Genomic DNA, 22738 nt, shown 5'->3' on the forward strand with positions numbered 1-22738 from the left:
CTCCTTCGCAATGACATGGTAATGACTTTTTGGACAGCCCCAATGACACGCATACACTGTCATTCTGAATGAAGCGGAGCGGAATGAAGAATCCATAAGGGTTTTACCAAAGATGCATTTCAAAAAGCTAAATTAGTACAAAATTATAACAACGTTTCATAAAGGTTTCATAAAAGGAAGAGGGTAAATATATGAGAAACACCGTATTTAGCCTTGTGCATGGCAGATCTGGTATTTTGTGGTGTATGGCAGTTCTTTTATCGGTAACATTCCTAGCAGAAGCAATTCTGGCTGAACAGGAGGGGGTGGATAATGTGAGGTTGGACGAAACGCGCCCAACGGAAATCTGCAAACTCCTCACAAACAAAACTGCCTCCGAAAAAGCACAAATCAAATCCCGTGAAATTGCCAGGCAGGATTTTAAGGGTGAATACATAAACACGCAGTACGGCGTAAAGGTGGAAATAATCGGTGAAGTAAAAGAGATTAACATCAATGGACAGAGCGGTATAGAACTCTTTGCAAAGGCGTGGAAAGGCGACAAACAACTCGGTTTCGGTAAAGACGGCTCGGTGGAAATAGAAAGGTTTAGGATATTTAACCCTCCCATTCTGGTGGACGACCCGAATGGTGATATTGTAAGAGAATGGACGGATGAAAAAACCGGCGAACTAAAACAAAGAAAACTAAGAGAAGACCCGATTGAAGCAATACGGCAGACAGTTGCCCATAATGTCAAAATTGTCGGAAAAGAGAACGCTCAAATAGTAATTGGTAAAATCGGCAATACCACCTCCACTTTTTATCCAGACGCTCACCCAGAAAACACAAGCCACGATGCAATGTTATACACCAGTCCTAATGCTTCTTGGGATACTGTTCACGATACGGCAAATGCAGACGGAGCACTTGATAATTACTCCGGTCCAGACCGATTCGTCTATTCTGGCAAAGATGGAGATAATTTCAGGATAATAAGATTCCAAACTCTTTTTGACACTTCAGCTATTGGTTCAGATACTGTAAGCTCCGCCACCGCTTCTTTGTATGTTAATTTGGTGAATAATGGCGATAACGACGGTGATGATTACATAGCGGTTGTTTCTTCCAATCCTGCTTCTAACACAGGTGCGGCTGTTGGTGATTATTCTTTAATGGGAACAACTGCTTATTCCAATACAATAGACTTATCTTCCATGTCCACAGGTGATTACGTTGACTGGACGATTAATGCGACCGGTTTGGCGGCAATTAATACCAGCGGAATTACCAAATTCGGTTTTCGCGAAGGGCACGATATTATTGATAGTGCTTATGCCGGAGGATTTGATACAGTAAACTCTATTGTTACCTACGCGGCTGAAGCATCCGGTACCGCCAACGATCCAAAACTTGTAGTGGTACATAGTACGCCTACCCCAACACCCACGCCGACACCAATCGACACCTCCGCCCCAAGCGGTTCAATAAGCATCAACAGCGGCGATTCATATACTAATTCAACCAGCGTTAACCTGACGCTTTCAGCAACGGATAATGTCGGGGTGACGGGTTATTACCTCTCTACCAGTTCAACCAAGCCCTCTGCCTCAGATTCTGGCTGGGTATCCGTCTCTTCCACCACCAGTTTTAGTACCAGTATTTCATATGCATTAAGCAGCGGTGACGGTAGTAAGACGCTCTATGCCTGGTATAAGGATTCTGGGGGAAATGTGTCAGATACCGCCAGTGATTCCATTATTTTAGACACCACATCGTCAACAGTGACTATTACTAACCCCACCACAGAGTCTACCTATACGACAATGAGTAGTACAATAAACCTAGGAGGTACCGCTTCGGATAGCACCAGCGGCGTAAATAGTGTGACGTGGAGCAATAATAGGGGAGGTATCGGCACGGCAGGTGGAACGACGAACTGGATCGTTTCCAGTATAAGTCTGTCATACGGAGATAATATAATAACGGTAACAGCTACGGATGGGGCGGGCAATCCGGGGAAAGATACAATAACCGTAAATTATATTCACGTAGATACACCACCACCAACGCCATCACCAACTCCCTGCACGGACGATTATGAGCCAAACAATAGCTTTAGCACGGCGTATGGTCCATTGACGTCAGGAAACAGCTATACTGGCAGGATATGCAGCGCCTCAGATGTGGATTATTTTAAGATAATAGTAGACAGCGCCGGTACGATCTCGCTGACGCTTGGAGTGCCGTCCAACAGGGATTACGATCTTTACCTCTACGATGCATTACAAAATGAGGTTGCACTTTCACAAAAAGACACGGGAATTACTGAAACAATATCATACGATACATCTACGACAGGGACATATTACATAAAGGTCGTTGGCTTTCAAAATGACTACGACGAGAGTCAAGCGTATACACTATCAGGGACATGGTCTATATCCGATGAAACAGGCGATATTTATGGCAGGGTAACAGACGCAAAGGCAGGTACTGGTATTAATGGGGCGACAGTATCGACCGATACGGGTAAATCTACCACAACGAGCAGACAGAGAGGACAGGATGGAGCTTATGTGTTGCAGGATGTAACCGCAGGGGTACGCACGATAACCGCAACGGCATCTGGCTATGCATCGTCTTCTCAATCTGTCACGGTTGATTCTGGTGAGCAAGAAAGGCTTGATTTTGTATTGACATCTGCTACAACTCCTCCACCGACACCAACAACAACTGTCTCACCTGTGCCAACACCCACATTTACCGGCAGCATTGAAGGCGAGGTCGTGAATCAGACAGATGGGAAACCTATTGCAGGTGCAAGCGTGGTGCTGGATTCAAAGGCGAATGTAACCAAGACCGATACAATTGGTCATTATCGTTTTGATAATGTATCTGTCGGGCAGCATAAGATAACAGCAGGGGCAAAGGGCTTCAAACAATCAGAAATAGAGACAATTACGGTAATTGCAAATCAAACAGCACATCAAAACTTTTCTTTAATGCCGTTGACTACCCCAACACCAGTGGTATCGCCAACACCAATATCATCGCCAACGCCGGAAGTAATGCCCACACCGCCATGTGAGGCAGAATTGATGGAGGTATTTCCGGTAGAACTCGAACTTGAAAAAGAGGAGAGCAGTGAGGTGACGATTACTATCACGTGCGAGGATGGTATTACCCCTGTTCCCGGAGAAAAGGTGAAGGCAAAGGTCAAACCTGGCGGCGATATTGTGACGGTCTCTCCGTCAAACGCAGCTACCGATTCCAACGGTCAAGCCGTATTTACCATTACTGCTAAAAATAAGGCAGGAAAAGCAAAAGTGATGTTCAAGGACCAAGCCGCTGGCCTTAAGACAAGGGTAAAAGTGAAGGTAATAAAATGAAACATGGGGTTCAATATACTTGCCTTTGTTAACCCGACTTTCGCAATTTGCACCCAAAAACGGTTATTTTGGGCATGTATAGCTGGGAAACCCTTGATATTAAAGGGGTGAATTTTCAAAACGGCTTGTAGTGCCGACCTACCCTATTGACGCGTTCACTGAAAACTGAGAAAATGTTTTCATGTTTTTACGGGCAAAATCACGGATGAAAGATGGCAAAACGCACCGTTATTGGAGCGTGGTGGAGAATCGTCGGGTGAGCGGGGGAGGGCGTGCCTTGAAGTATGGAATACCTGAGTGGTTGAAAATACCACCTCTGGTGCGCCTGAAAGTGCACAATGCCAGAAGGGTGAAAGTCCCTTTCAGGGAAAACGCTTTCTGCCCTGTAACCGACCGTAACTGCGACACCGTGAGGTGTGGTGGGGAGCAACGGGAGGTGAAAAGCTAGTCCGTAGGTTAACAAACTCGATTCGGCCTGTTGTAACGGCGAGCCTTCTAGAGAATGGCGAAGCCCAGACCTTTTGAGAGAAGAGAGAAAAAAAAGAAGGAAGCCTATCAAGCTGAGGGGTAGCGTGATAAAGCGATGGTAGGGAACAACGGGTGGTTGGAGGCGGAATGGCTGGAAGGCAAGGTGCATGAATCAGGGATACCTGATAGAGGGAGTGACTGTATCAGGAGACAGAGCCTCCATAGGAGCGAAGAGACACCGTAATGGGTGTGGAGCAAAGGGAGGCAGGAAGGTGGAGGTATGAAGTGGACAAGTCAGGAAGCCAAACCAATGTGAGTGGCCGAGATGCCTAAGCAAATTGGAGAAATCCAGAGAGAACAGGATTGAACTTGGCTTGTAGTGGAATACTTGCTGACGGTCGATATAAGATGAATGATGAGAAGCGCTGCCATCATTATTAATCTTGGGTTGTTCACGATAATCACAGCCCATGTATTAATCTGTCAATCCCGAAGGGGTAACCACTGACTGGAGAGCCGTATGCGGGAGATCCGCCTGTACGGTTCGGAGGGGGGGGGAAGGCGAAAGCCTTTCCTACCCCCTATCCTAACAGTCCAGTACTCATACTTTTTCTCTGAAGTTTATGCACGGCCCATCATTAAATATCCGCACTAAAAGCCGTCTTATTTTACGGCTTTAGTACGGATAATACTCTTACTGGCGACTACTATATGCCCATTTCGGCGTATAATGCATGATTTTCAGGTCACAATCGTTTTTAACTCATAAAAAAAAGCCTTACTGCAAAAATGTTCTCTTAAAACATCTTCGGCAGTAAGGCTATCTTTTTCACTAAAGGATAAGGTATCGTCTTAAACTACATCCCTGTGTGTTTAAAAGACCCGTTACTTTGCGCCCCCCGATTACTCAGAGTTTGCCTTTATCGTGATTTTTTTATTACTCTCCTTTTATAAGGAGTAGCCATTGTATATCAAATATCTCTTTTAGATGTCAAGAAAAAAAATTACAAGGCAGTACCTCGTCCATTGTTTTTATTCAATTCGTAAATCAGCGGGATTTCTCCACAATCAGGGAATTTATGGCATTTGACACATTCTGACCATATCTTGTGAGGCAGGGTTTCCTTCTCTACCCTGCGGAATCCGCATTTCTCAAAGAACTCAGGCACATAGGTAAGGACAAACATCTTTGCAATTTGCAATTTCTTTGCCTCCCGTACACAAGCCATCGCAAGTTTTTTACCAACACCTTTGCGCTGGTGAGATTCCAGCACAGCGACTGACTTTATCTCCGCAAGGTCCTTCCAGAAAATATGCAAGGCTGCACAACCAATCAGATTATCATTTTCTATAAACACAAAAAAGTCCCTGATATTTTCGTACAGCTCGCTCAACGAACGAGGCAGCATCACATTTTTTGCCGCAAAATCGTTGATGAGTTTGTAAATCTTTTCTACATCTTCAATGATTGCTTTTCGTAACATGTATTTCTCACACGACACTAAGGCACAAGGACACAAAGGAAAAAATAGTTTTGTTCTTCGTGCCACGATGGCTTTGTGGTAAAAAACCATTTAAATTAACCAAGTACATTATACTTTCTTATCCTGAAATCTACCCCAAGCTCCTGGGCAATCTTTTTACATTTTTCTGTATCTATACCGGGCATTTCTACTATAGAAACCTGTACATTGGGTATTGCCCGCTTTGCGCTCTTGATAAACTGAATGAGGGCAGGATATGCCTTTTCCCCAAAAACCGGTTTACAGATCTCTTCATACTTTTCTGCCGTATCAGCATTCAAACTAATGCACATGGTATCGATCAGGCCTTTTAATTCGTTGATAATGGGCCTCCCGTTGATCAGGTCACCATGACCGTTTGTGTCTAATCGAATACGCTTCCCCTTCGATTTCAGGAATCGAGCAACGGCTATCAACACATCCAACCGTTCCGTAGGTTCACCATAGCCACAAAAGACGGCCTCGTCATAACCACCCGGATCTCCAATGGCGTGTATTACCTCTTCTGCAGTCGGTTCTTTTTTTAAGCCCAAATGGTGTCCCTTAACAATAGGATAGGTCTCCCTCATGCAAAAGGTACACACATTTGAACACCGATTTGTGAGATTTATGTATAAAGAATTTCGTATGGCGTAAGCAACCTTCCCTTCCTGTTCAGGCTCACCGATTCCAAATAATTTATACGCATTAAAGGTGGTAATTCGTTTAATATCCTGTACAGACAGTCCGTAGACATCGGCTAGTATAGGAATAATGAAGGATAGATAGGAGGGCTCGTTGCGTTCCCCCCTTTTGGGTTGCGGCGACAAAAAAGGGCAATCTGTTTCTAAAAGGAGCCTTTCAACAGGAACTGTTTTGGCAATCTCACGCAGATTGTTCGCATTTGAAAAAGTGATCGGCCCTGCAAAAGAGATATATAATCCCAGCTCTATGCATTTTTCTGCAGTTTCCTTTGTTCCGCTAAAACAATGAATAACACCCTTTATCACAGTATTTTTGTACTCATGTAATATTGTTAAGCAATCGTTACTGGCTTCACGGCAGTGGATAATGACCGGCAGGTTGTGGGATTTCGCCAGAGTCAGGTGTTTGCGAAAAATATGCTGCTGGTCCTCATGGGGACTGCGATTCCTGTAGTAGTCAAGTCCCGTTTCCCCTATCGCTATCACCTTCGGCTCTTTTACCAGGGATTCCAGCGTCTGCCAATCCTGTTCTGAAACCTTTGAGGAGTCGTGGGGGTGAATCCCGATACTCGCATAGATATTGTCAAATCGATTAGCTAACGCAATACTTTTCTTGCTCGATGCAAGGCTTGTCCCCACATTAATAATACAGCCTACATCGGCTTCCTTTGCGCGAGATAAAACAGATTCCAGGTCTCCTTTATATTCGGGAAAATCGAGATGGGCGTGAGTATCAATAATCATATGAAGCTTCGCGTCCCGGAAGCCGCCAAATCGCTTTTAGCAAAGGCATTTTTAAAAAGTGTTATCGTCGGATGTTTTTTATCTGGCGGGTAAAAGATGGAAACTACGTCAAAGCGCAGATTTCTATCTTCTATCTTCTTTTCTGCAATATACTGCAAGGCGACCTTGATAATTTGTCTCTTTTTGGCTTCAGTAACAGAGAGTTCCGGAGGACCATATTTGTCAGAATAACGTGTCTTTACCTCGACAAATGCGATGGTTCCGTGATCGTAACAAACAATATCGATTTCCCCATTTCTGCGCCTGTAATTTCGCTGCAGTATTTTATATCCCCTTTTTTTCAGAAATTTTACGGCAAGCATCTCCCCCTTTGTACCGATAGCTTGCTTGTAAGGTAGTTCCTGAATTTTGCGTTTGAACAGATGTATTATCAAAGTAGCATATTTAGCACAAAATAGTTGCAATATTTTCTTTCCCGGAAACTGCTCGTTTGTTTTTTTGACAAATTCTCAATTCAAAAAAGAAGTGTTTCTGCAATAATTACGATAAAATTACGTTATTTATCTTCTCCCTGAACTTTGGTGCTTTGTGTTGAGCCGCTTTTCGATGCGGTAGTTTCAAATTTTTCCTGCAATCTTGTTCCCTTGCTTGTTCTCTCGCGCATATAATAAAGTTTTGCACGCCTTACTCTGCCCGATTTTATGACTTTAATATCAACGATCTTTGGTGAATGAACAGGAAACACCCGCTCTACCCCTTCACCCTGAACAATTCGTCTTACAGTAAAAGTTTCTTTAAAACCACCACCATTCTTTGCTATTACGACGCCACTAAAAACCTGTACACGCTCCTTATCACCCTCAACAATCTTTACTGATACATCCACCTGATCCCCCACAGAAAATTGCTGTGTTGTTTTTTTCATTTGTTCTTTTTCAATAGCATCAATGATATTCATGGTCATCATCTCCTGACTTAGCTTATAAAATTCCTGGTGCGGCTGCGCCACAACCAGACGAAAAGTTAGATTATATCTTGCTTAAAAGATCCGGCCTTCTTTCCATAGTTCTTTTCAGAGCATGGTCTCTTTGCCATTCTTTTATCTTCTGATGATTCCCGGACATCAACACATCAGGTACCTTCATACCCCTGTATTCCGCCGGCCGGGTATATTGAGGATACTCCAGCGAAACCTCAGTAAAAGATTCATTGGTGGTGGAATCCAGATCACCTAGTACCCCCGGAATCAGGCGAACCACGGTATCTATAACCACCATTGCAGGTATCTCGCCGCCGGAAAGTACATAATCGCCAATAGAAAGTTCCGTCACATCCAATCCGATCCGTACCCTTTCGTCGAACCCTTCATAGTGACCGCATATCAGCATCAGATAAGATTCTTTTGCCAGTTCTCTGGCAACGGATTGCGAAAACGGATGCCCCTGGGGTGTTAATAATATCCGTTTGGAACAAACACCAGTTTGTTGTTCGATAGCCTCTATCGTATTGAAAATAGGCTCGGGCTTCATCACCATGCCCGGTCCCCCGCCATAGGGCCGGTCATCTACGCATCGCCTGTTTTCGGCATATTCCCGGATATTGAACAGGTTATACTGAACGAGCCCTTTCTCTCTGGCGATCTTCAAAATACTATGCCCCAGCACGTTTTCAAACATCTCTGGGAATAATGTTAAAATATCGATACGCATGTCTTATTTTTTGAACGGAATACCAAACTTTTTCAGCACAGCAGCAACCGACTCCGTCGGCTTTGCGCCTACACTCAACCAATATTCCACCCGGTCTTTTTTCAAAGTAACCTGCTTTTCATTATTTGATTCCAGAGGGTCATATGTTCCCAGATTTTCAATCACCTTTCCGTCTCGTTCTTCATGGGCATCAAATGCCCCAATCCTATAATACGGTCTATTTTTACGGCCCATCCTCTTCATTCTAATCCTTACAGCCATTTTTTTCTCCTGACAAAATATACATTATCGCATCATTCCCTTACCAAAGGGTAAACTGTTGGATAACTGTTTCATTTTCTTCAGACTTTTTTCATTTCCTTTAAAATGTTTCATCAATTTCTTCATTGACTTAAATTGTTTCAGCAATTGATTTACATCCTGAATGGTTGTCCCGCTTCCATTGGCTATTCGCTGTCTCCTGCTTCCGTTAATGATGTCCGGTACCGACCTTTCCTGAATTGTCATGGATCTGATTATCGCTTCAACCCTCAGTAACTGTTTTTCATCCACATTCAGTCCATCCATCTTATTTCCCATACCCGGAATCATCCCGAGGACCTCCTTTATCGGCCCCATCTTTTTAATCTGTTGAAGTTGCATAAGAAAATCGTCCAGGCTGAGCGAATCATCTTGTATTTTTCTGCTCAGCTTCTGGGCTTCTTCCAGATCAATCGCTTGCTGTGCCCGTTCTACAAGGGATACAACGTCTCCCATCCCAAGTATCCTAGAGGCCATGCGATCCGGATGAAACTCTTCCAGGCGATCTAACTTCTCTCCGATACCTACAAATTTAATCGGCTTCCCGGTAACCGCCCGTATTGAGAGGGCAGCCCCACCCCGCGTGTCACCATCAAGCTTGGTTAAAATCGCACCATCAAATCCTAGCTGGGTGTTGAACTCCTTTGCGCTGTTAACGGCGTCCTGACCCGTCATCGAATCACAAACAAAATAGATCTGTTCCGGCTGGAGTTTTTCTTTGATCTCCTTTAATTCCAACATCAGTTCGTCATCGATGTGTAACCTTCCTGCAGTATCAAGGATAACAACATCATTTGCATTTTCCCTGGCATGCTTGACCGCATTCTTGCATATCTTCACAGGCTGAGAATTCGTTTCAAAGTACACCGGGACATTGAGTTGTTGACCCAGCACCTTCAACTGCTCAATTGCAGCGGGCCGCTGCACATCCGCGGCCACGAGCAGGGGTTTTCTCCCTTTCGAAAGTATCGTTTTGGCAAGTTTTCCCGCCGTAGTAGTCTTTCCGCTACCCTGTAACCCCACCAGCATGATCAACATCGGCTCGCCATCCTTAAAAGGAATCGATGTATCAGACTCCCCCATCAGTTTAATCAGCTCATCGTGAACAATCTTGATAACCTGCTGGCCTGGGGCAATACTCTTAATCACTTCTTCACCAACAGCGCGCTCCGTAGCATGCTGAATAAAATCCTTAACGACTTTATAATTTACATCTGCCTCGAGGAGCGCCAAGCGTACCTCATGCAACCCATCCTTGATGTTGGCCTCCGTCAGACGCCCCTTCCCGCGAAGTTTGCTGAAAACACCTTCCAGGCTATTTGTAATTGCCTCAAACATAAACCCTTAAATCCAATATCTCAACAATGAAATAGGTAAATATAAACCTAAAACTCCTATTATAGGTAATTACTATAAATATTCAAATGAATTTTTATCACTATTATAAAATTCTATTGCAGAATGTTAGCCGGTCTGTTAAAATTTTCAGCGTGTTCAGGATACTTGGTTATCTCGTTTTTATTTATGCGTTCTATGAACGCATTGTTTATTTTAGGAGAAAGCAATGAAGGAAGGAATTCATCCGGAATATAGAGAAACTATTGTGACATGTGGATGTGGTGAGACTTTCAAGACACGGTCAACAAAACAGAAAATTGCTGTAGAAGTCTGTTCAAAGTGCCACCCCTTTTATACAGGCAGGCAGAAGTTTGTCGATAGCGCAGGCCAAATAGAAAAGTTTCACAAGAGGTTTCAAAAGAGTCAAAAGGCTGAAGAAGTTGTAAAACAAAAATGAATGATAAGTTGTTAAAAAAGTTAGAAAAAATATACGAAAGATATACTGAGCTGGAAAGACTGTTGTCTGACCCTGAGGTGATTGCAGATTCGGGTCGTTATACCACATGTATAAAGGAGCACGGCAGCCTTTCGAAAATGGCAAACAAATACCTGCAACTAACGGAAACCCTTGCCAGGAAAAAGGAAACTGAGGGCCTTTTGGCCCAGGAAAGCGAAGATAAGGAATTAGCCAAGATGGCTCAGGATGAGTTAGGATTCCTGGAAAAACAGGAAGAAGCCTTGTTTGATGAAATCAAGGGGTTGTTCATCACGGAGGATAAAATCTCCGGCAAAAACGTGATTGCCGAAATACGTGCCGGTACAGGCGGCGAGGAGGCAGCTATCTTTGCGGCCGATCTGTTCCGCATGTACACCAAATATGCAGAGAATCAGGGGTGGAAGGTGGAACTTTTTGACTGCAGTGAAACAGACCTCGGGGGATTCAGAGAAGTCACCTTTTCCATTGAGGGAAATAACGTGTACCAAAAGCTGCGCTTTGAAAGTGGAACCCATCGCGTTCAAAGGGTACCGCGGACAGAAGCCAGCGGCAGGGTTCACACATCAACGGCGACGGTAGCTATTCTTCCGGAAATTGAAGAGGTAGAAATCGATATCAACCCGAACGATATTTTAGTGGACACATTCCGTGCCTCTGGCCCTGGCGGGCAAAAGGTCAATAAAACCAGTTCTGCTGTCAGGATTACGCATGTTCCCACGGGGTTGGTTGTAAAATGCCTTGACGAAAAATCCCAGCACAAAAACCGGGCAAAGGCCATGCGTATCCTAAGAAGCCGCCTATACGAATTAATCGAGGGGCAAAAGCGGAATGAACGCGACCAAATACGCCGTGATCAGATTGGAACCGGTGATCGCAGTGAGAAGATACGCACCTATAACTATCCGCAAAATCGGGTTACCGATCATCGGATAAACTTCTCCGTACATAATCTGGAACAAGTAATGCTGGGATATCTCGACGAAATCGTTGACGCTTTAATGGGCTATTATAAAGACGAGCAATTAAAGCAACTTGCGGCAAGCATATAAAAGAACCGTTAATAAATCAGACAAAGATGCCGCCCGAAACTCATGGAACAAGCATGCCTCATGAAGATTCAACACAAGATGCAAATTACCACCCACTCATTCAGGATTCCCAGGATAAAGACGTTACCGGAGGGAAGAAAAATGCATTTCCGGACAAATATACCGTGTCCAGTCTCGTTCAGTGGGCAAGTACGATGCTACAAATGCATGGCATCGATTCCCCGCGTCTGGATGCGGAGGTTATTTTATCATATCTTTTGGGTTGTAAACGCATCGACCTTTATGTAAACCCTGAAAAGCCCATAGAAAATGCTCTGGTGATAAGCTACCAAAAAGCCGTCCAGAGGCGTGCACTACGGGTTCCGCTACAATATATCACCAATCATGCAGAATTTATGTCCCTGGATTTTTACGTAGACGAACGGGTGCTCATTCCGCGCCCTGAAACGGAATTGGTTGTTGACACCGTTATGAAAAGGGCAGAAACCCTATCCGAAGAAAATGAGATTGTCATTGTGGATATTGGGGTGGGAAGCGGTAACATTGCAATAGCTTTGGCAAAAAAACTAGAGAAAGCCAGGATATTTGGCATAGACATATCACCAGGCGCCTTAGCGGTAGCCAGAATCAATGCTCAAAAACACGAAGTGCTCGATAAGATAACCTTTTTCTGTGGCGATGTCTTCAAACCGCTCGAAGGATACGGAATCGAATCAAAGGTAAATTTCATAGTATCCAACCCCCCTTATATATCAAGCGACGAATTCAATATCCTGCAAAAGGAGGTAAGGGATTATGAACCGTATGCTGCACTTGTCAGTAGCCAGGATGGTTTACACATGTTCAAACGTATTATCTCACAGGCAAATACATGGCTGAGATCCGGAGGTTTTATTATTTTTGAGGTCGGTGAAAAACAGGCACACCAGGTAGGGATGTTGTTAGAGAAGACAGGGTGTTTTAAAAAGCCGGAATGTATGAAGGACTATCAGCACATAGACCGCATCGTCATTGCACAAATGGAGGGGGATTGTGGATAAAATCGTCATTGAGGGAGGAAATTGTTTAGAGGGAAGTGCAAGAATTAATGGGGCAAAAAACGCTGCCTTACCCATTATGGCAGCCTGTTTATTATTAAATGGTCCGTCTCGGATAAAAGGAATACCAAATATTGTCGATATCCAGACACAATCGGAAATACTGAGAAATCTTGGAGGAGAAGTCAAAAAACTTGACGATGAAACCCTTGAAATAATATTCAGGGATGGGGAAAATAGCGATAAATTCACAGCGCCCTATGAACTTGTCAGAAAGATGAGGGCATCCATATGCGTTTTAGGCCCGTTGTTAAGCAAGAGACGCAGGGCAAAAGTCTCCTATCCCGGAGGGTGTGTTATTGGTCAACGTCCCATCGATTTGCACATAAAAGGGCTTAGCGCATTGGGCGCCCAGATAGAAACGACGGAAGGTTACGTAAACGCTTCAGCGGATAAGCTGGTAGGAACAAATATTTCTTTTACGGGAAAAACAGTACTTGGAACGTGCAATGTTATGACTGCGGCTGTATTGGCAGAAGGTACAACCACAATCGAGTACGCAGCTTGCGAACCTGAAGTGCAGGATCTTGCAAATTTCTTAAACAAAGCAGGCGCAAAAATTACCGGCATTGGTGAAAGCAAGTTAACGATTGAAGGCGTTCAGGAATTACGTGGTGTTGACTATGAAATCATTCCTGATCGGATTGAGGCAGGAACCTTTATGATTGCCAGCGCTATTACCAGGGGTGACATAACACTGCAAAATGTAAGGGCAGACCATTTAAGCGCGGTGATCGATAAATTAAGAGAAACCGGTGTAGAAATAACTATTACCGGCAATGAAATCAGAGTCAAAGGGAATACTGTATATCATGCCGTTGACCTGATGACAGTACCTTATCCGGGCATGCCTACTGATATGCAGGCGCAGTTTATGGCCTTGTTGTGCATTGTGGAAGGAAAAAGCATTATTACCGAAAAGATATTCCCCGATAGATTTATCCATGCTGCTGAATTGCGGCGGATGGGTGCCGATATCCGTGTAGATGGACCCAGCGCGATTATAAGGGGGGCCCCTTTTCTCTCCGGTACCGAAGTAATGGTTTCTGATCTGCGTGCCGGCGCAGGTCTTGTACTCGCTGGTTTGGTGGCAAAAGGGACTACACATATACATCGCGTTTATCATTTAGACCGGGGATATGAACGGCTCGAAGACCGCCTATCGAAGCTTGGCGCAGCCATAAAACGCGTTAGAGTGTAGGCGCGCCTTGAAGTGTTGGATGCCTTGAACGGTTGAAAAGACCATTTCTGCAAGACAGACCCTCCGGAGAGAAGTTTGTGCCTCTGCATGTACAATGGAGTAATTCGTTTTCATTGTTTAGTAGTATTTCCGACATGAATATTCGTTGACCACATCTCTGTTTGAGTTGTATCCCCTTCTCCACAAAATGCCTGTCCCCTATCATAAATTGAGTTATCCAGTTTAAACGGTATTACAAAACCATCCTCGTTAATATCGGTGACAACAATCTTACAAAGAGTCCCAAAAACACCAAATGGCAGGTACTTGCGGGGGGCATTCTGGTCAGGAGCGGTTAATCTATACCTGCCATCCCCGAGATTTTTTAACGTCCAATCCTGGCATAAGCCGCCCTCATTAAAAGAAGTAAGTGTTACTTCATAAGGCTTGTCGGTACCGATCCAGAAATGAAAATCATTAATATATCGTGGTGCATGTTCACACCACATAAATATTTCAGCCCTGTTGTATTTAATAATAGAAGGAGCAGTAAAACGAATAACCCCCACGTTCGTCTTGCTGAAAATCGAAGAAGGGTCTATTTCGTCTTGCAATAAAGGGGTGCCGGTAACGCCATTATAGGTAATTTCACTCGCCACCTTGAAACTCCCGTCCTCAGGCTTTTTGGGAGAAATATACTTTATTTTATATTGACCTTTTACATCAGTAATCGTCTGTTTAAATCTTTCCTGTAAAACCTTCAGATTTTCAGCGTAAACATAGGTGCCCCCGGTTTCAAAAGCAATGTTTTTTAACACATTTTCCTCACGTATATTACCTATTCCAACCGCAAAAATATGGACGTTCCGGTCTTTTGCTAATGCGATAATGTCATCGGGGGTCTTGAAACTGCTATTGTCAAATCCGTCTGATAAAAACACAAGTGTTTTAAAGACATTCGGATCAGGTTTTTCCGGAAACTGTTGCAGTCCTTTTTGCACGGCATCCCAGCAGCATGAAAAGTCACTATATATCTTACTTGTGCTGAAATTGTTAATAGCCTCTTTTGCTGAATTTTTATAGGTAGTAAATGATTGAAGGACTGCCGGTGGTTCATCAGGCCGATGGAATTCTACCACCCCTATTTGATGTGTTTCTTTCAGGCTATCAATTAAATCATTTACACTTGCGAGCATCTTATTAATATCCTCATTTGTTTCATACATTGACGCTGAAAAATCCAAAACAAGCATTACTTGTAATTCAAAATCGTCTTGTGCATAAAGAAGTGCATGACTTTCCAGATAGTCAATTTCATTGTTGTTTTCCCATATTTTTATGTTTTTCCAGTCAACTTTGTCTGGAGCAAATAGAATAGCGTGATTATTCTGATTTCGTAAAGAAAATATAAATTGAACGGTGCTTGGAAACTGATGGTCGTTCGTTTGATTTAGCACTTTAATTGACGAAAGGGGCTGAAAAATCTTTATTGGTCCAACTTCATCAAATAGTTTGGAGTCTCCGGCATCCTCTACCCTAATCGCATAACCGCTGTCCTCCCTTACAAAGTTACTGACCTTCCACAGAAAAGACCCTTTACCATCACTGTCTTTTCTGTAGTTATAATTCTGCGCAATTGTTTCAATATTCTCTCCTCTTAAAGATAAAGAAATATTGGCAAAATTACTCACGCCCGAAGTTGCTGACCATTCTGTCAATACTTCATCGCCAATTGAAAAAGAGGAATTTGTTGTCGGGGAAGTAATAATTATTTTTTCCTTCTCTTTTTGAGCTAATATCCGAACAACACTGTCTCCTCCATTTGTAAAAATCCGTAATTCTTCTATAGTACTTTCCGGAGGAAGAAGACGTCTGTCAATCTTTACAACAATTGTTTCCTGCTCATCTTCAACAGTGCCTGATATTGGCTGAACAGTAAGCCATCCTGGAGCTTGCCTGGCATCAATAGTAAATTTTAACGGAGTAACTCCTCGTTGAAAGAAACCTCTGGCCTTTGCCGTATTTTTTACGGTAAACACCATTTCATTTTTTTTGTCGCCAAAATCCAAACCAATCGGAGAAAGGTTCAGAACTGGCGGGACGTTTCTGCGCAACAGCAGGATCACGACTGCTATCAATAGCAGGATGAGGGGAAATGCTACATATATTGCCTTCTTCTTTCTTTTTTTGTTATTTTCAAAAGACATTTTTTAGGCTCCTGTTTTTCTGTCATGTATTCAAAACAATCAAATGGTTGAATATGCATTCTCCTGCAAGGGGGCGTTCCAAACCATATTCACCATATTAACCAAAGAGGAAATTGCCGTCAATACATTTATCATTGCAACGTAATCGTTTTCTCTATGGGATTGATAATATTGATAATAAGGTAATTGCATTACAAATTACTGACTTATAGTACTGCAGTGGACTTGAATTGCTATGCCACAGCAATCACTGAAATGGCATATTATATGATATGCGCAATAGAGTATCGTAATTGTAATCTTTGGTGAGAAGTAATGATTCCAGATGATGTAATCCAAAAAACTTGAAACCATACTTTGCCAAACTCTTTAAAAATTTACACTTAAATCCATTTCTGAACTGTTGAATGCCCACTTGATAATAATAGTTCTGCCGTTCATCATGTTACGAAAGCAGTATCATGAAATCGTGAAAATGTTCATTTTTTTCATAGTAACAGAAATTTTTGTATAAAAAACGAACAAAAAAGTGAAAAAAAGTGTATTTGTAATTCTATTTTTTGTATTGGGATTATCCGATACGACATTTGCAGCCCAGGACCCTCAAATACAATATTTAATTGATCGTCTTCATATTCTTGAAAAAACGGTTAATATCCAAAAAGAGGAAATATGCGCCCAAAAAAAAGAAATTGAGACACTGAGAGATGAAGTTACAACATTAAAGGAGGAAAAATCCCAGGTACTTCCTCACCTTACAAGAGAAAAATGTGCCGATTCTTTTGCAAAAGAGATTAGAGAAGATTTGAAACCCATTTCAGATGAAAAATCCTTTAATATATCAAATGACAATCAAAGCGCTGAGGAGACTAACAAATCTGTGGCCGATACTTCCTCATCTTATGTCAGGGTAGGATATGAGACAGGGAAAGGTTTCTATCTTAATACCGTGGATGATAAATATCTGTTAAATATCCACCAAAGGACTCAACTTCTTTACACTTTTACCGATAACGACTGTTCTGAAGATGTCAGCTCATTTCGCATCCGTCGTCAAAGGGTTAATTTTGAAGGCCATGTATTCACCAGTAACCTTACCTATGAAGTGGAATGGGATCTTTTTGCAGAATCCGGCAGGGGAGAGTTAAAGGATGCATATATCAACTATAAACTGGCAGACTGGCTTCAGCTTCGTGGTGGGCAATGGAAGGTCCCTTATAACCGGCAGAAGATGATATCTTCTGCAAAGATGCAATTTGTAGACAGGTCACTGGCAAGCGAAGAGTTCCATTTGAGCAGAGATATAGGCATCATGATGCATGGAGAATCCGTGGAAGAACTTTTTGAGTATAAGCTTGCTGCCATGCAGGGGGCCGGCGAAAATGAAAAGAAAAATGACGACACCAAACACCTCTATGTAACTCGGTTTGCCATAAACCCTTTTGGAAAATTTAAATCATATTCTGAATCTGACCTCGAGCATGAAAAAACACCCAAGCTGGCATTAGGCGCCGCATATGCCGTGAATAGCGGCAAACAGTTGTTTGTTAGAGACGAGATTATGACCTTCCATAACGATCTTGACGTAGAACAGGCTACGGTAGATGTTAGACTCAAATGGCTCGGTTTTTCTTTTATCAGTGATTGTTTCTGGAGAGATATCGATGCCCACGAAGGAGAAGAGGAAGGGTTTAGGTCGGGCGGTATTATTGCCAATGGCTATACTGTGCAAGGTGGGTGCTTTGTGCCTGTTTCGTCGCTCCAGAAACATCTGGAATTTGCTGGACGGTATAGCCGAATTGATCCGGATACCGAAATAGTCAATGACTCAAAGAGCGAGGTGGGTTTCGGCATCAATTGGTTCTTTAAAGGCCATGGCCATAAGCTCCAGGCTGATATTAGACGCATAACTACTCAACAGGATCCACCGCAGGATGAAAAACGAGACATTGAATTCAGGATGCAATATCAGCTAATATTCTGACAAACTGTTCGGTAACCGATTGGCATGAGATGGTAAAAATAAAGTGTGCTCATCCAAATGGACGGCAAGGATTCTCCTCTTTTCAATGAATAACAATATAATGATCGCTACAAAAACTCTTGACAATAGCAAAAATATGATATCAAATCTCAGAGTCGAAGTTTGCAGGGTGATAATCCTCTGGCTACAAAATTATCGGATTAACAGGAGCCTTCCGGGGTAAATCATGAGTAGAGCAATTGTCACGGGTTTCATTCTCTTGTTGAATTTTATCCTTGCAGGAATTGCCTATAATCAGGAGGCGCCACAAAAGAACGTTATCACCATGGGCAGAGTCACTGAAAAAGTGTTTAAGCTACAAAAGGACATTGAACCCATCATAACCTATCTGGCATCCAGGCTCCGGGATGTGGGAATTGAACGGGGGGAGGTAGTGCCCGTCAGTAATAATAAGACGATAATCAGGTACTTGAGAGAAGGAAAAATCGATATCGTTCTGGAAACGCCATTTTCAGCCCAGACGTATAGAGCCGGGGCAAATGTGACCCCCATACTTCTGGTCTGGAGAAAAGGAGAGGGAGAATATAACAGTTTTATCTTTGCCAGAAAGGATAGCGGAATAAACCGTCTGGAGGATTTGAAAGGGAGGATAATCGCCTTTGAAGATGAGGGATCGACTTCTGCGTATTTCCTGCCAAAATTCTCAATGGAGGCAAAAGGACTAAACTTGACAAAAATCAGTTATGCCGATCCCTGTGTTCCAAAAGATGTGGTAGGGTATGTTTTTGCTGGTTCGGAGTTGAATATCTCCAGTTGGGTTTTCTTTAAGAAAGCAGGCGCAGGGGTATTGAGTTGTTCAGATTGGTTTGATCAGAGAGATAATCCAAGGGCTTACAGGAAAGAGTTTAAAATTATTTATAAAACGCAAAAACTGCCAAGGATGTTAGTTATGGTAAGAGCCGGGTTGGATGAAAGATTTGTAGCAAGGGTCAAGGAAGAGCTGCTCAATATGGATAAGAGCAAAGAAGGAAAAGAAGCTTTGAACGAGTTCGATATAAAGAAATTCGTTGCACTGCCAAAGGGCGCGTTAAGGCGCATTGAACACCTATATGGAGAGAAAGCTCGTATCTTAGATTGAAAATAGCCATTCCTGATTGCTGGATAATCGCAAAAATCTCCGGAGAAATTTTATTCAGATGTTTTACCTGAGAAGCATCAAGACAAAGTTCTGCTTATTCATTGCTTTATTAATCCTCCTGCCCATGGGACTCTTTGTTGGTGTGGCAATTCATATCCACCGAAGCAATCTCTCACAGGTGGAGAAAATGAACTCCTTCCTTTTGACAACAACTCTTATGAATGAATGGAAAGAGAAAACATATTCGATGGCGGCGCTTCTTGCAAAAGAATTTGCTCAACCTATTTTTGAACTGGATATTCACGAAATGAAATATCTTGCCAAATTGGTTACAGAAGGAGATGGATTCCGTTATATTTACGTCCAGGACGAAAAAGGAAGGGTGCTGGTTGATACTACTGAAGGTTCTCAGTTGCTGGGCGAAGTGCTCAATGATACGCTTACCAGGAAGGCGCTCGCTGTCAACCGGATACTCATGCAAAAACAGGCAGATATTGTTGATGTGGCGGCACCAGTTATGGTAGGAACTCGACATCTGGGCATTGTCCGTATTGGTTTTTCTACAGAAAGAATCCGGGAAGTTACCGGTATAGCGACACAGAAAATTGGTGATAGTATAAATCAAGCGTTTGCTATAATCGTCAGAGACATATTTCTTTTTCTGCCGGCAGTTTTTGTCCCGACCGCAACTCTTGGATATATCTTTATACGTAGTCTTATATCGCCGATAAAAAATCTTACCGCAGGAACTGAAAGAATAACCAGGGGAGATCTTACCTGTCGGGTTGAGATAAAATCGAAAGACGAACTCGGCCAACTAGCGGCTTCTTTTAATAAGATGACTGAAAATTTACACGAGACGACAGTATCAAAAAATTATGTGGATAATATTATCAGAAGCATAGCTGATACCCTTATTGTAGTAACTCCGGAAGCAACTATCAAAATGGTCAATCAGGCAACCTGCAACCTCCTGGATTATCAGGAGAACGAACTTATCGGCAAACCAATTTCTTTGATTTTAGCAGAAGAACAACACGTTAAGACAATCTTGTTTGATGCGCTGTCTGAAAGAGGTTTCATTTGCAATGTAGAAACTGTTTATGTGGCAAATGGCGGCAGAAAAATACCCATGCTTCTTTCCGGCGCAGCAATGAACGGAGATAATACGACGCAGGGAATAGTAGTTGTGGGATCGGACCTCACGGAACGCAAAAGGATAGAAAAGGAAATCAGAAACCGTGCAATACAACAAGAAGTTGTGTCAAAAATAGGTCAGCGTGCATTAGCCGGAATCGACCTCACAACCCTGTTGGATGAAATTGTTGCCATGGTTGCCCAAACCTTCTCGGTGGAGTATAGCAAAATATTAGAACTGCTTCCGGACGGCAAGGCCCTGTTGCTACGCGCAGGGATCGGATGGAAAGAAGGATTGGTGGGACAGGCGACTGTAAATGCCGGATACAACTCACAGGCCGGTTACACCATACTTTCCGGGGAACCTGTAATCGTCGGCGACCTGAACTTAGAAACTAGATTCAACGGACCGGATATGATCTTCGACCACGGGGTAATCAGCGGTATGAGTGTTATCATCCAGGGCAAGGATCGGCCATTCGGCGTACTGGGCGTACATACTACCAGACAACGAACGTTTACTATAGATGATGTCCATTTTTTACAAGCCATAGCAAATGTACTGGCGCATGCTATTGAACGCAACCAGTTTATAGAAAAGCTGGGAGAAAAGGAAGAACGGCTGGAACTGGCGCTGTGGGGCACTGATCTTGGGCTATGGGACTGGAACATTCAGACGGGCAAGGTCTTCTATGACAAACGATTGGCAGAGATGCTTGATTATACACTGGAAGAGATTGAGTTGCATGGCGATTCATGGGAGAAACTGATTCATCCTGATGATATGCCAGGGATGACAAAAATTCTCAATGACCATCTGAACGGAAAGATAGAGTGCTATGAGGCCAATTACCGAATCCTGAACAAGTCGGGTGAATGGTTGTGGATTTTAGATCGTGGTAAGGTTGTGGAGCGGGATAGATATGGCAAACCATTGCGGGTCGTAGGAACACATCGCAATATCACTACTCAAAAACGGGCAGAGGCCCGTATTCTTTATATGGCAAACCACGACATATTAACCGATCTGCCCAACCGCGCTCTATTTCTCGATCGTCTGGAGCAGGAACTTGCCCATGCACACCGCAACAATCGCATCCTGGCAGTGATATTCCTCGATCTGGACCGGTTTAAAATTATCAACGATACCCATGGGCACGCAGTTGGCGACCTGTTGCTCAAAGCAGTGGCAGAACGGCTAAGAGGCTGTATCCGTGAGGGTGATACTGTGTCTCGTATGGGTGGGGATGAATTTACCCTTATTATCACAGATATTGTCCATCCACAGGATGTTGTTCCTATTGCACAGAAAATTCACAGCAAAGTATCTCTTCCCTTCCATCTTGAGGGCCGTGAACTACACATAACCCCTAGCATGGGTATCACTCTCTATCCCTTAGATGCAAAAGACGCGGACAGTTTAATTAAAAAGGCAGATACCGCTATGTACCATTCGAAGGAACAAGGAAGAGGCAATTTTAAGTTCTACACAGAAGAGATGAATGTGACTATTCTTGAAAGAGCAGCTTTGGAAAATAACCTGCGAAAGGCGCCGGAAAAGGAAGAGCTCGTGGTATATTACCAGCCTCAGATAAACCTGGTCACCGGGCAAGTCATTGGTATAGAAGCCCTGGTACGCTGGCAACATCCGCACCTGGGAATGATCTCTCCTGGTAAATTTATTCCCATTGCTGAAGAAGCTGGTCTCATTGTACCTCTTGGTGAATGGGTATTGAAGACAGCGTGTTCCCAAATTAAGAAATGGCACGATGCGGGATTTTCCACGTTGCGCCTTGCTGTCAATATCTCAGCATATCAGTTTAAACAACAAAATTTTGTGGATATGATCACGCGCGTGCTTAAAGAAACAAGTCTTGGACCACACTCTCTGGAGATAGAACTTACGGAAGGGGTTATCATGCAAATAAACGAACAGATCATCACAACACTTTATAAACTGAAGGCGGTTGGAATACAATTCACTATTGATGATTTTGGCACAGGATACTCATCTCTGGGCTATTTAAAACGCTTTCCCGTAGATGCACTGAAAATCGACCAATCCTTTATACAAGATATCACCACAAATCCCGATGACGTGGCAATTGTCAAAGCTATTATTGCCATTGCAGAAAGCCTTAAACTGAGGGTCATTGCCGAAGGGGTTGAAACTCATGAGCAGGTTGCCGTATTGCAAAAACTCTGTTGTAATAACATCCAGGGATATGTATATAGCCGCCCTTTGCCGGCGCCTGACCTGGAGCACCTGTTACGCAAAGCCTACTGCATGGAATATCAAAAATAAAATATCCAA

18 protein-coding genes and 1 riboswitch are annotated in these 22738 nt (G+C 43.2%); of the genes, 10 read left to right on the forward strand and 8 right to left on the reverse strand.

Annotated features, from left to right (window positions below; genetic code table 11):
* Nucleotides 1-191: 191 nt before the first annotated feature.
* From BROSI_RS11690 to BROSI_RS21010, 3 genes are all read left to right on the forward strand, one after another.
* Nucleotides 192-3371, forward strand: coding sequence for a carboxypeptidase regulatory-like domain-containing protein (locus tag BROSI_RS11690; RefSeq protein ID WP_052563977.1), 3180 nt, complete (start codon nucleotides 192-194; stop codon nucleotides 3369-3371).
* A gap of 181 nt (nucleotides 3372-3552) precedes the next feature.
* Nucleotides 3553-3819, forward strand: coding sequence for a hypothetical protein (locus BROSI_RS11695; protein WP_052563978.1), 267 nt, complete (start codon nucleotides 3553-3555; stop codon nucleotides 3817-3819).
* Nucleotides 3820-3954: 135 nt separating this feature from the next.
* Nucleotides 3955-4083, forward strand: a complete 129-nt coding sequence (locus BROSI_RS21010; RefSeq protein ID WP_261338852.1) for a hypothetical protein — start codon at nucleotides 3955-3957, stop codon at nucleotides 4081-4083.
* 563 nt (nucleotides 4084-4646) lie between these two features.
* Nucleotides 4647-4768, reverse strand: a riboswitch (cyclic di-GMP riboswitch).
* 75 nt (nucleotides 4769-4843) lie between these two features.
* On the opposite strand, the gene BROSI_RS11700 is transcribed toward BROSI_RS21010, so the two are convergent.
* The 7 genes from BROSI_RS11700 to ffh all read right to left on the reverse strand — a co-directional run bounded on the left by BROSI_RS11700 (nucleotide 4844) and on the right by ffh (nucleotide 10136).
* The gene (locus BROSI_RS11700) at nucleotides 4844-5323 is read right to left on the reverse strand and encodes an N-acetyltransferase (RefSeq protein WP_052563979.1); all 480 of its coding nucleotides are present in this window, start codon (nucleotides 5321-5323) and stop codon (nucleotides 4844-4846) included.
* 95 nt (nucleotides 5324-5418) lie between these two features.
* Complete coding sequence (locus tag BROSI_RS11705) at nucleotides 5419-6789, reverse strand: TatD family hydrolase (protein ID WP_052563980.1); 1371 nt, start codon at nucleotides 6787-6789, stop codon at nucleotides 5419-5421.
* Nucleotides 6786-7196: a YraN family protein gene (locus BROSI_RS11710; protein ID WP_420886081.1), complete on the reverse strand. Its 411-nt coding sequence runs from the start codon at nucleotides 7194-7196 to the stop codon at nucleotides 6786-6788. The genes BROSI_RS11705 and BROSI_RS11710 overlap by 4 nt, the downstream gene beginning before the upstream one ends.
* A 149-nt stretch (nucleotides 7197-7345) precedes the next feature.
* The gene (gene rplS, locus BROSI_RS11715) at nucleotides 7346-7747 is read right to left on the reverse strand and encodes a 50S ribosomal protein L19 (protein ID WP_052563982.1); all 402 of its coding nucleotides are present in this window, start codon (nucleotides 7745-7747) and stop codon (nucleotides 7346-7348) included.
* A gap of 70 nt (nucleotides 7748-7817) precedes the next feature.
* On the reverse strand, nucleotides 7818-8498 hold the full coding sequence (gene trmD / locus BROSI_RS11720) for a tRNA (guanosine(37)-N1)-methyltransferase TrmD (protein ID WP_052563983.1): 681 nt from the start codon (nucleotides 8496-8498) through the stop codon (nucleotides 7818-7820).
* Between the two features lie 3 nt (nucleotides 8499-8501).
* Complete coding sequence (gene rpsP, locus BROSI_RS11725) at nucleotides 8502-8759, reverse strand: 30S ribosomal protein S16 (RefSeq protein ID WP_052563984.1); 258 nt, start codon at nucleotides 8757-8759, stop codon at nucleotides 8502-8504.
* 24 nt (nucleotides 8760-8783) lie between these two features.
* Complete coding sequence (gene ffh / locus BROSI_RS11730) at nucleotides 8784-10136, reverse strand: signal recognition particle protein (protein WP_052563985.1); 1353 nt, start codon at nucleotides 10134-10136, stop codon at nucleotides 8784-8786.
* A gap of 226 nt (nucleotides 10137-10362) precedes the next feature.
* On the opposite strand from ffh, the gene rpmE reads away from it, so the two are divergent.
* Genes rpmE through murA form a run of 4 tightly spaced genes read left to right on the forward strand, consistent with a single transcriptional unit; the run spans nucleotide 10363 to nucleotide 13979 of the window.
* Nucleotides 10363-10593, forward strand: a complete 231-nt coding sequence (gene rpmE, locus BROSI_RS11735) for a 50S ribosomal protein L31 (protein WP_052563986.1) — start codon at nucleotides 10363-10365, stop codon at nucleotides 10591-10593.
* Nucleotides 10590-11681: a peptide chain release factor 1 gene (gene prfA, locus BROSI_RS11740; RefSeq protein ID WP_052563987.1), complete on the forward strand. Its 1092-nt coding sequence runs from the start codon at nucleotides 10590-10592 to the stop codon at nucleotides 11679-11681. Before rpmE ends, prfA begins: the two co-directional genes overlap by 4 nt.
* Before the next feature lie 26 nt (nucleotides 11682-11707).
* Nucleotides 11708-12721 carry a peptide chain release factor N(5)-glutamine methyltransferase gene (prmC, locus tag BROSI_RS11745; protein ID WP_082059189.1) on the forward strand — a complete coding sequence of 338 codons (1014 nt, stop codon included), beginning with the start codon at nucleotides 11708-11710 and terminating at the stop codon, nucleotides 12719-12721.
* Nucleotides 12714-13979, forward strand: coding sequence for a UDP-N-acetylglucosamine 1-carboxyvinyltransferase (gene murA / locus BROSI_RS11750; RefSeq protein ID WP_052563989.1), 1266 nt, complete (start codon nucleotides 12714-12716; stop codon nucleotides 13977-13979). The genes prmC and murA overlap by 8 nt, the downstream gene beginning before the upstream one ends.
* A gap of 110 nt (nucleotides 13980-14089) precedes the next feature.
* Here murA and BROSI_RS11755 read toward each other — a convergent pair whose 3' ends face one another.
* The gene (locus BROSI_RS11755) at nucleotides 14090-16165 is read right to left on the reverse strand and encodes a vWA domain-containing protein (protein ID WP_052563990.1); all 2076 of its coding nucleotides are present in this window, start codon (nucleotides 16163-16165) and stop codon (nucleotides 14090-14092) included.
* 529 nt (nucleotides 16166-16694) lie between these two features.
* Here BROSI_RS11755 and BROSI_RS11760 point away from each other — a divergent pair.
* The 3 genes from BROSI_RS11760 to BROSI_RS11770 all read left to right on the forward strand — a co-directional run bounded on the left by BROSI_RS11760 (nucleotide 16695) and on the right by BROSI_RS11770 (nucleotide 22729).
* Nucleotides 16695-18149 (forward strand): porin, encoded by a 1455-nt coding sequence (locus BROSI_RS11760; RefSeq protein ID WP_052563991.1) that lies wholly within the window; start codon nucleotides 16695-16697, stop codon nucleotides 18147-18149.
* Nucleotides 18150-18375: 226 nt separating this feature from the next.
* Nucleotides 18376-19287: a phosphate/phosphite/phosphonate ABC transporter substrate-binding protein gene (locus BROSI_RS11765; protein WP_052563992.1), complete on the forward strand. Its 912-nt coding sequence runs from the start codon at nucleotides 18376-18378 to the stop codon at nucleotides 19285-19287.
* Nucleotides 19288-19345: 58 nt separating this feature from the next.
* Entirely contained in the window at nucleotides 19346-22729 is a 3384-nt protein-coding gene (locus BROSI_RS11770) for an EAL domain-containing protein (protein WP_052563993.1), read from the forward strand.
* The last annotated feature ends 9 nt before the right edge of the window (nucleotides 22730-22738 follow it).

Origin of the sequence: Candidatus Brocadia sinica JPN1, from assembly GCF_000949635.1 — a bacterium.
Classification (GTDB): domain Bacteria; phylum Planctomycetota; class Brocadiia; order Brocadiales; family Brocadiaceae; genus Brocadia; species Brocadia sinica.

Coding starts and splice junctions, on each gene's coding strand:
- BROSI_RS11755 (WP_052563990.1), bottom strand. CDS start 16,165: ATGTCTTTTGAAAATAACAAAAAAAGAAAGAAGAAGGCAATATATGTA.
- BROSI_RS11700 (WP_052563979.1), bottom strand. CDS start 5,323: ATGTTACGAAAAGCAATCATTGAAGATGTAGAAAAGATTTACAAACTC.
- prfA (WP_052563987.1), top strand. CDS start 10,590: ATGAATGATAAGTTGTTAAAAAAGTTAGAAAAAATATACGAAAGATAT.
- rpmE (WP_052563986.1), top strand. CDS start 10,363: ATGAAGGAAGGAATTCATCCGGAATATAGAGAAACTATTGTGACATGT.
- rpsP (WP_052563984.1), bottom strand. CDS start 8,759: ATGGCTGTAAGGATTAGAATGAAGAGGATGGGCCGTAAAAATAGACCG.
- trmD (WP_052563983.1), bottom strand. CDS start 8,498: ATGCGTATCGATATTTTAACATTATTCCCAGAGATGTTTGAAAACGTG.
- prmC (WP_082059189.1), top strand. CDS start 11,708: ATGCCGCCCGAAACTCATGGAACAAGCATGCCTCATGAAGATTCAACA.
- BROSI_RS11690 (WP_052563977.1), top strand. CDS start 192: ATGAGAAACACCGTATTTAGCCTTGTGCATGGCAGATCTGGTATTTTG.
- rplS (WP_052563982.1), bottom strand. CDS start 7,747: ATGAATATCATTGATGCTATTGAAAAAGAACAAATGAAAAAAACAACA.
- BROSI_RS11770 (WP_052563993.1), top strand. CDS start 19,346: ATGTTTTACCTGAGAAGCATCAAGACAAAGTTCTGCTTATTCATTGCT.
- BROSI_RS11695 (WP_052563978.1), top strand. CDS start 3,553: ATGTTTTTACGGGCAAAATCACGGATGAAAGATGGCAAAACGCACCGT.
- ffh (WP_052563985.1), bottom strand. CDS start 10,136: ATGTTTGAGGCAATTACAAATAGCCTGGAAGGTGTTTTCAGCAAACTT.
- BROSI_RS11765 (WP_052563992.1), top strand. CDS start 18,376: ATGAGTAGAGCAATTGTCACGGGTTTCATTCTCTTGTTGAATTTTATC.
- BROSI_RS11705 (WP_052563980.1), bottom strand. CDS start 6,789: ATGATTATTGATACTCACGCCCATCTCGATTTTCCCGAATATAAAGGA.
- BROSI_RS21010 (WP_261338852.1), top strand. CDS start 3,955: ATGGTAGGGAACAACGGGTGGTTGGAGGCGGAATGGCTGGAAGGCAAG.